The organism is Chamaesiphon sp. OTE_20_metabat_361, assembly GCF_031364565.1.
This window is the reverse complement of record NZ_JANLWO010000014.1, coordinates 1-1,882: the sequence shown is the minus strand read 5'-3', so window position 1 is coordinate 1,882 and position 1,882 is coordinate 1. Positions and strand designations below refer to the sequence as shown.

2 protein-coding genes are annotated in these 1,882 nt (G+C 46.8%); both read left to right on the top strand.

What is annotated here, in order from left to right:
* Position 1: 1 nt before the first annotated feature.
* Positions 2-1,099 carry a glycosyltransferase family 4 protein gene (locus RMO35_RS00375; RefSeq protein WP_396135577.1) on the top strand — a complete coding sequence of 366 codons (1,098 nt, stop codon included), beginning with the start codon at positions 2-4 and terminating at the stop codon, positions 1,097-1,099.
* Positions 1,100-1,131: 32 nt separating this feature from the next.
* A partial coding sequence (locus RMO35_RS00370; RefSeq protein ID WP_309737777.1) for a glycosyltransferase family 2 protein occupies positions 1,132-1,882 on the top strand: 751 nt, incomplete at its 3' end.

The following is a 1,882-nucleotide window of genomic DNA, read 5'->3' as shown; positions in this document are numbered from 1 at the left end:
AATTAAAGTCGCCTTAGTACATTTTTGCTTTGAAGATTACACGATCGAACTTGCCAATAGTTTGTACGAGCTAGTCGATCTCACCTTGATTCAACCTCAAAAGGTGGCAGCATATTGTCGGAGTTCGCTCGATCCTCGGATGCGAGTCATTGAGTTTGAGAAACCTCGCATCCGCGATCCGCGTAACTTCGCCGCGATGTCAGCCTTGATGCGAATCTTGCGGGAATTGCAACCGGACGTTTTACACGTTCAAGAAACCAACGATCCGTGGTATGACTTGACCTTATTTTTCAATCGAATGCCACCGCTCGTCACCACCATTCATGATGTGTTTCGGCACCCTGGAGATCGGCAAAATATCTTTGGTGCCGATTATACTAAGCGAATTGCCTTCCATCGCTCCGATCGGGCGATCGTTCACGCTCAAGCATTAAAACAAACTCTCACTCAGCATTTTCGGGTGCCACTAGAGCGAGTTTGCGTGTTGCCACACGGCGAACTCGGGAGTCTGTATCGGCGCAGATCTACCGCCGCAACCGTCGAGCGAGAGCCGCAAACGCTATTGTTTTTTGGCAGAATCTGGCCGTATAAAGGTCTTAAATATTTGATTGCAGCACTACCGTTAATTGCCGCGAAGTTTCCTGCTATTAAGTTGATAATAGCGGGCAAAGGCGAAAATTTCGAGCAGTATTTTCCCGATGGCGTAGATCGACATCAGATCGAAATTATCGATGATTTCATTCCGCCCGAACGAGTCGCAGCACTCTTTCAACGGAGTACGATTGCTGTCTTACCCTATATCGAATCCTCTCAGAGTGGGGTAGCCACCCTTGCTTATGGGATGGGTACTTTAGTTGTCGCTTCAGCCATTGGCGGGTTGACAGAGTTAATCGAATCGGGGCAAGATGGTCTGCTGGTGCCCCCAGGTAATGTCGAAGCCTTAGCAGCAGCGATTGTCAGGTTATTGAGCGATCGGCAGTTACAACAGCAGCTCCAAGCTGCTGCCTTTGAGCGCTGTCAGCAAGACTTGAATTGGACTAATATTGCCACTCAAACTGTCGAAATATACCACCAAGCAATTGCTAACAAATATGGTTAGCAACTGTGAGTTCGTCCTTCTAACAGCCAAAAATGAGCATCAATCCTCAAGTCTCGATCGTGATTCCTGCCTATAATACCGCTGTCTATATCGGTCGGGCAATCGAGTCGGCGTTGAAACAAACTCTGACTAATATTGAGATTATCCTCGTAGATGATGCTTCGACCGATCGCACGCTAGCAATAGCAAACAGCTTTACAGATAGACGCCTCAAAGTATTTACTAACTTTGAAAATCTGGGCGTGAGTGCGACCCGGAATTGGGCGATCTCTCAGGCTCAAGGTGAATGGATTGCGGTTTTGGATTCAGATGATTGGTATGCGCCCACCCGATTAGAACGACTCTTACAGATTGCCTCCCAACAACATGCCGATCTGATTGCTGACGATCTGTATCTAGTTAAAGATGGTGAAGACCGAGCTTGGAGTACGCTGATTACAGAAAGCGGCGAACCAATTGTTACCATTAAGCAGATCGATCCGGTCTATTTTGTCGAAACTGATGTCTATGGAGAATTGGGACTGCGACTGGGGATTTCTAAGCCGATATTCAACCGCAAATTTCTGCTCCAGCACCAGATTCGCTACGATCCAGAGATGAAGGTAGGCGAAGATTTTTGGTTGACGTTGACCTGCTTGGCTAGAGGCGGGAAATTTTTGCTAGTGCCAGAGCCTTATTATTATTATGTGGTGCGATCGAATTCCCTAGTCTATACCAGCAAATTAGCTTACCTTCATCAGAACTGTGCATCAACTTTGAATTTTATCAAGACCGAACAAATTG